The 7,354-nt window shown below is 44.4% G+C and carries 6 protein-coding genes; 2 read left to right on the top strand and 4 right to left on the bottom strand.

Annotated elements, in window-relative coordinates; all coding sequences use genetic code 11:
* Positions 1–64: 64 nt before the first annotated feature.
* Positions 65–526, bottom strand: coding sequence for a bestrophin-like domain (locus tag QUA13_RS32815; RefSeq protein WP_445242729.1), 462 nt, complete (start codon positions 524–526; stop codon positions 65–67).
* 348 nt (positions 527–874) lie between these two features.
* Between QUA13_RS32815 and QUA13_RS32810 the strand changes: the two genes are divergently transcribed.
* The gene (locus tag QUA13_RS32810) at positions 875–1,111 is read left to right on the top strand and encodes a hypothetical protein (protein WP_445242727.1); all 237 of its coding nucleotides are present in this window, start codon (positions 875–877) and stop codon (positions 1,109–1,111) included.
* A 534-nt stretch (positions 1,112–1,645) separates the two neighbouring features.
* Here the strand turns inward: QUA13_RS32810 and QUA13_RS19085 are convergent.
* Positions 1,646–2,935 carry an endonuclease/exonuclease/phosphatase family protein gene (locus QUA13_RS19085; protein WP_333200964.1) on the bottom strand — a complete coding sequence of 430 codons (1,290 nt, stop codon included), beginning with the start codon at positions 2,933–2,935 and terminating at the stop codon, positions 1,646–1,648.
* A gap of 42 nt (positions 2,936–2,977) precedes the next feature.
* Positions 2,978–3,364 (bottom strand): SMU1112c/YaeR family gloxylase I-like metalloprotein, encoded by a 387-nt coding sequence (gloA2, locus tag QUA13_RS19080; RefSeq protein ID WP_333200962.1) that lies wholly within the window; start codon positions 3,362–3,364, stop codon positions 2,978–2,980.
* 309 nt (positions 3,365–3,673) lie between these two features.
* Between gloA2 and ilvC the strand changes: the two genes are divergently transcribed.
* Entirely contained in the window at positions 3,674–4,723 is a 1,050-nt protein-coding gene (ilvC, locus tag QUA13_RS19075) for a ketol-acid reductoisomerase (RefSeq protein WP_333040067.1), read from the top strand.
* A gap of 902 nt (positions 4,724–5,625) precedes the next feature.
* Here ilvC and QUA13_RS19070 read toward each other — a convergent pair.
* A complete protein-coding gene (locus tag QUA13_RS19070) occupies positions 5,626–7,287 on the bottom strand; it encodes an alpha/beta hydrolase (protein WP_333200960.1) in 1,662 nt (553 codons plus the stop codon).
* Between the last annotated feature and the right edge of the window lie 67 nt (positions 7,288–7,354).

The raw sequence follows: 7,354 nt of genomic DNA, 5'->3' as shown, positions 1-7,354 counted from the left end.
ATCTTGCACTTTACTCTCGATCGCGCGCTCGAAACCCAGGCCACGTAAAGTGCGATCGATATATTCAGCAAGCCCTATTTACCTCGTACAGTCGATCCCGGCGAAGCTTGACGTACTCATCCAAATTTTGCATGGAAAAGTACAGGCTATTGGTTTGGGCGGCTCCTTCGGGCTTGAAGGTCACAAGCTTATCCTGAACGGCGGAAATCTTGGCCGTGACCTCTCGGTACGGGACATCTCCTGTCCGTTGTTGGACCGGCCAGACTTCGTTAATGAGGTACAGGTTGTAGTCGCTCAACTGCGCTTGCAGCTCGCGACGCAGCGGGTCGGGAAAGCCAGCGATATCACGGTAGAGCACACCGAGTATGGTGGCTTCGTTGGAAACTTTTTCCTGAACATCGGAATAGTGTTGGTATACCGCTACCACCACGAGTCCAAGCAGCAAGCCGTAGAACAGGCCTACAACATTCACGATAAAGGTCACTTGCTCGTTGTGACCTTCGTTTTGACCAAATCTCCGGCGCATGACGGGTCGAATGAGGTATACGCCTGCCCAGCCAAAGGCAACGAAACCAACGATGAACAAGATGGCCATCAACCAAGTAGGCAAGTTGTACATCCACAAGAACATATTATACTTCGCTCCTCTCTGCCCGCTGATTTACTGTATACAACATACCAGGCTATCCAGCTTTTTGTTCAGCAGGTTGACGTGGCGACGTTCCTCGGTCGATGTGCGAGTCCGATCGGGCTGAAACTATTCCTTTACCAAATTCTCGTTCGATCGCAAACTGAGGGAAATTTACAATCTAAAAAAAGGGGAAACCGCAATGAGCGTCATCTGACTTCTAAATCTGAAGAAGTCAGAGTAATAGTGGCAGAGCATCCCGATGCCAATGCAGGTAGAGTTGTGTTAATTATTTGCACAAAAAACCAGAAATTGGGTGAGTCGGGCAGCCATGTGCCGTTACTTACAAAAATTAGAGCTAAATCGCAAAAAAAAACATGGTACAGTAGCCAAGCTGCGACAGAAAGAGTACAAAAATTGAGAGTGGAGTATTGGGATAAAATCAAGGATATCAAGCCAGAAAACGAGCGTGTTTTTGGATGAAACAGGTATTCTATTGGGTTTGACCAGGACTCATTCTTGTTCTCCGTCTGGAACAAGAGTTGCCGAAATCAAACCATTTTATCGAGAGGTTCTCATTCACAGCTATTGGCGCAATTAGTATGAACAAAGTGCTAGCAGTGATGACAATGAATGATTCAATGGATGGACGAGCATTTGCCGTATTTATTGAAAAAATTTTATGTCCTGAATTATGGAAAGGAGCCGTAGTAGTTATGATAACTTACCCGCCTATAAATTAGCATCAATTGTACCAATGATTGAAGCTTGCGGTGCAAGTGTTATTTGCTTATGTCCATATTCTCCCAATTTTAATCCCATTGAGGCAATGGTAGTCGCAACTCAAATATTTTTTACGAAGATTCACTCCAAAAACCACGTCAATGATTGATAAAATTATTGGAGTTGCCCTTAAGTTAATGAACCCTAAACATTTAATAAATTGGTTTACTCATTGCTGCTACTGTACCTCATAACAGCGGGAAACACTGTATTAGAAAATATCGAATCCTGCCTTCAAATTACCAAATCTGTAATTAACGGCAAATGATCGGAACCGACATTGCGGCCAGTACGAATCTTGAAAACACCAATTTCTTTGCTGACTAGAAAGTGATCGATCGGAATATAAGCCAGTGGCATAAAAGTCGGCCAAGTCGGTAAAATGCCAAAGCCCGATCGGGCATTTCGCAAATTTCCGGTTTTTACCATATTTTTGTAGAAGGGCGACCACATTGTGATATTGAAATCACCAAGCACAATCAGCGGATTTTTGACTTGGGCTGCATACTCGCCGATGGCTGTTAGCTGTTTATTGCGAGCGATAAAACTATGATGTTTGATCGGTACAGTCGGATGAACAAGAATCAGAGAAATGATTTTACCTTGAACGGTCACATCCGCCAACAAGCTCTTTCTTTGCTTTGAAAAGGCTTTAACAGAGGTATTGTTTAAAGGCAGCTTGCTGTAGATGGCACTGCCAAATCTATCCGATTCTTGGTAGCTGGAATAGTAAGGAAACATTTCGCTTAAAACCGCTAACTCACGAACCCAAGACGTGCTAACTTCTACAAAAACCGCGATATCGGGTTTTTCTGCTTTAACTAGCGATATCACATCAGAATATCGCCGATTACTCGTTAAAACATTTGAATGCAAAATCCGCAAGTTTTGTCCGGGAGTTGAGCCTGCAAAGGCGGGCGCTGGAAAATACCAAGGAACAATTTCCGCCAAATTAATGATAATGCAAAATGCGCTCACCAGCAACCATATTTTTTTCGATCGCACGAGAGCGAAGAATATAAAAATTGATAAGCCAGCCAACAAATATTGTAGTTTAAAATGAGAACTTAACTCAAAAAATAGGTTAAATGCTCCCAAGTAACCTGCAATTGACAATAGTGCATCTAAAATTGCTGCTAGGATAAACCATTTTAAAATTACGTGCTTCAAGCTAATAATTTGGTTGTTTCTGTGCAGTACCGCCCATTTCAGCTTAATTTTGAGGTCGTTGGTAATCGGCAATTTATCAATTTCTATTACCAGTTGTTCTGGCTGTTCCAACTCTCGCCGCTTTTGATAAAATCTCACCAGCAAGCTATCTACCACAAAATAACTAAACGAATTGGCAACAAATCCTACAAATACCAACACACCTAAACCGATCAGCATACCAAAGGAACCGCCTACTTTGACTAAACCCGACCAAACGGCTGCCTCACCTGTTTTACCTGTAGCTGCTATAGCTATAAATAGCATTAAAGTAGGCAATCCGATCGTGATTGTGTTTCTGATAATACTGTCCATTATTTACCCTTTTTGCTAAGCTTTTTTACCTTGGCTGTTGCTCTAAAGTTCATAAATTTCTAACGGTAAGTTGTCTGGATCTCTAAAAAATGTAAACCGTTTTTCTGTAATCTCGTCAAAGCGAATTTCTTCTACTTCTACTTGTTGGGATCTTAAGTAAGCAACGGATGCTTCTATGTCCTCAACTGCAAAAGCTAAATGTCTCAAACCGCAAGCTTCAGGATTGTTAATTCTTTCAGGAGGATGGGGAAATGAAAAAAGCTCGATGGTGTCGCCCTTGCCGACTCGCAAATCTAGTTTGTAAGAATTCCTCTCGGTTCGGAAAGTTTCTTTGATAATGGAACATCCTAAGACTTCTACATAAAATTTCTTCGACGCTTCGTAATCCGAGCAAATAATCGCGACATGATGTATTGCTTTTATTTTCATATTAAAAAAGTTAGTTAGTTGCGTTTGTCTGAGATGTTGCACCATTCTCAATCAGCTTTTTATGAACAGGCTTTCCGGCCTGTGAAGCGAGAAAATTCACTCTTTGTGAAACAGGCATCTTGCTTGTTCTTGAGAATGGTGCAAGATGTGAGGTTTTTCCAAATGCACAGCACGCTATTAACAATTATATTGGACGATCGCAGACTCGGCGAGAAAGCCTGCTAAATTCAGGACGATCGCCCTTTATTTTCCCCCGCCGAAATCTTAACCTGAAAAATTTTGCAAAAAAAAGTACCCTACTTTGATAAAATGAGAGTTTTGCAGTCAATCACCCAATTTGCATCTCAGGAGACAAGCACTATGGCCCGTATGTATTACGACACCGACGCGAACCTAGACCTCTTAGCCAACAAAACGATTGCTATCATCGGCTACGGTTCCCAAGGACACGCCCACGCCCTCAACCTCAAAGACAGCGGCATGAATGTCGTTGTCGGTTTGTATCCCGGTAGCAAATCTGCCGCCAAAGCAACCGACGCGGGTTTAACAGTTCACCCGGTAGACAAAGCAGCCGCCGCCGCTGACTTCATCATGATTTTATTGCCCGATGAAGTTCAAAAAACTATTTACAAAGAACAAATCGAACCGAACCTTTCAGAAGGAAATGTTTTAGCATTTGCTCACGGTTTTAACATTCACTTCGGCCAAGTTGTTCCTCCTGCCAATGTAGACGTAGTAATGGTTGCCCCCAAAGGCCCCGGACACTTGGTGCGGCGGACTTACGAACAAGGGGAAGGCGTTCCTAGTTTGTTTGCAGTATATCAAGATGCTTCCGGTCAAGCGCGCGATCGGGCAATGGCCTATGCTAAAGGTATCGGCGGCACCAGAGCCGGCATCCTGGAAACGACTTTCCGCGAAGAAACAGAAACGGATCTTTTTGGCGAACAAGTAGTTTTGTGCGGCGGTTTGAGCGCATTAATTAAAGCTGGATTTGAAACTTTAGTTGACGCCGGATACCAACCGGAATTAGCTTATTTTGAATGTTTGCACGAAGTTAAACTTATCGTTGACTTAGTAGTAGAAGGAGGCCTCGCCAAAATGCGCGACAGCATCTCCAATACCGCAGAATACGGCGATTTAACTCGCGGCCCCCGCATCGTCACGGATCAAACCCGCGCCGAAATGCGCAAAATTCTCAGCGAAATTCAATCCGGCCAATTTGCCCGCGAATTCGTTCTGGAAAACCAAGCCGGCAAACCGGGCTTTACCTCCATGCGCCGTCAGGAAGCAGAACATCCTATTGAAGAAGTTGGTAAAGATTTGCGAGCTATGTTTAGCTGGTTGAAAAAGCACGCTTAATCAATTTTAGATTTTAGATTTTAGATTTTAGATGGGAGAACCAATCTAAAACAGTCCTGAACGCAGAACCTAATTATGTAGGGTGCGCAGTGCGCACCTTACCGATTGGAGGAAAATCTCAAATCTTAAGTTTAATCGATTACAGATTAGAGAGTGGATAAAAAATCTTTCATCTAAAATCTAAAATCGTACTGTTGGGCGAAGCGAAGCGTAGGGTTCGCTTTGCTTAACTCAACCTACAAGAAAATGGCTAGGTATTGTTAGAGAAACCAGGTTTCTCGTGAGTAGATCAAAACTATCTACTGGGACTAGGGCTTTTGTCCAAGTTCTCAATCTCCTTATCCCTTTGCTTGTTTGAATCTTGCGGCTTCACCCATGATGGCCACAACCCGACGAAGAACTTTCGACTTGCCACGCTAGTATCTCTTACAGGTTTGGGGAGAAAAGTTAAACTGTCACCGTAAAGGGTAAACAGCGCTATAAACAGAAGCAACAGCGGGATAAAATTTTTTTTAGGCATGGCAGTTTGGGAGTAGAGTTTGTGAAAGCGCTTTGTTATATTTTGCCCTTGCACGGACAAAATATATCAGAAACAGCTTAAGAAGAAACATACACCCTGGGTCTAAGCGGCGGCGCACACAAAAGGAAAGGCTGCTAGGTCGCAATACGACATCCGGCTTAAATATTTCCTTTATTTATTAGTCCGCAGAGAGGGACGACAGGCAAGCGCAGAGTGGGATTTCAATCGCCGAGTCTTATAAAGGGGTTGTTAGTGCGGATTGGTATAAGGTGGGCATTGCCCACCCTAAATATACATATGCAAGTGTAATTCCTGTTAAAAAACCCGGTTTATCCGTCTTAGTACAAGTCTTAACCCTTAGTTATTAGCTAATGACTAATGACTACTTATTCCCTTGAATAAAAGTTTGCACGACTGCATTAATTTCCGGGGAAATTTCTGTTACCAGCCGCACTGGAATTGCCGGTGTGGAAGCAAATTGCGCGTATTCTGATGTTAGAAAAACTGCATATTTGTCAGCTTCTGCCGTTAGTTGAGCGGCCGTGGCCAAACTTACAGCTTTAATATAATTGCGTATGCTAACAGCTTGGTCGCCGACAAGTTCATCGCCAGTAATTCCTGTACTCGGTCTGCGAACTTGGTCTAAAGTTGTACTCGGATCTTTGACGCTTAAGTGGGTTCCTCCTACAAAACCGACTAGCCATTTAGGAGATGGAATTTTCGGAAAGCCGGCAATTTGTTCGGCTAAGGCGGGAGTTGTTTTGTCGGCAGAAGATGCTACTATTAAGGTAGGAATTTGAATTGCACTTAAACCAGTTTCTCCAAATAATAATGATGCGATCGGATTCATGACGATCGCCCTTTTAATCCTCGCATCCCGCAATTGATACCGTTCTTCGGGCAATGCGGCCGCGGCGCACTGAATGCCTTCGCCCAAGCTGAACCCAATCAAATCCCCCTCACACCTTTGTTTGAGTCCGCTCAATTGCAGTTCGGCGCCGGCCAAGCACAAGGCTGTAGCGCCGCCGAAGGAATAGCCAATAATTACCGATCGGTCGATCGCGATTTTCCCCTGCAAATTATCATCAGTTTGGTTCAATTTTGTCAGTTCGTCGAGTACAAAACTGATGTCTTTGGGACGGTCTAAAAACTCTTGAGGAGCTAGCAAGGGAGACTTACCCGCGATCGCAGCATTAGTATTCGTTTCATTGCTTCCCGGATGTTCTAAAGCTGCTACCACATAGCCGTAAGACGCCAAATGCTCGGCTAAGTAGCGCAAATCCGTGCGCACAGAACCCAAACCGTGAGAAAAGACGATCGTCGGTTTGTCGGCTGTCGCAGCTCTCGACCAGTAGACATCAACCGGAATAGGTCGATTGCGGGCGCTATCGTTCAAATCTAGCGCCCGTACCCGCACGCCATTAGGGCCGCGCTGGCTCGGGTCGAAAGGCAGGTTCAGGGCAGGTTTAACCGCTGCTAACTGAGGTGCGATCGCCGTCATAAAACGCTGAGTTTGCCAAAAACTTACGTTCAAATTTCCCAAAACTGCGAAAGCTCGATCGAGATCCACCACTAAGCGCGAGCTGGGATAAGATTCAATGAAACTCAATACCGATAAGCCTTCCGGGGCTTTCGCTCCCAGCACCAGAGCGGTTCGCAGCGCTTCCGCACCGGCACCGTCGCGCCTGGGTATGACTGTAGTCAAATCCGTCAGGATTGCAGTGCCGATGCCGGTATTTAGCAAGTTGCTCAGGCCGACTACATTTAGGGGAATTTTTGCTTGCAGTGCTCGAAAGATTTGACTGCGCTGTTCAGAGGACAGGAGATTGGCGTAAGCTTGCAGTTTTTCGGGGACTTTTCCTGTTTCTGCGAGTTCGCGCAAATCTGCAACCGATATTGACAATTTTAAAATTCCTTTGCGGACAACAACAACCGTTTCTGCCGGTTTTACAGTAGATGTCACAGCACTGAAAGTATCCATCGCGATCGAACCCAAAACACTCGCCACCGAAGAAAACCATCTGAAAGCTGGTCTGATGCTCATTTTTACCTTATTGAACTAGAGGAGATATATCACCATATTCTCAAAATTCTCCCCAATGCCGAAAAAT

Origin of the sequence: Microcoleus sp. S28C3 (assembly GCF_036700785.1) — a bacterium.
GTDB classification, from domain to species: domain Bacteria; phylum Cyanobacteriota; class Cyanobacteriia; order Cyanobacteriales; family Microcoleaceae; genus Microcoleus; species Microcoleus asticus.
This window is presented reverse-complemented; position numbering and strand designations above follow the sequence as displayed.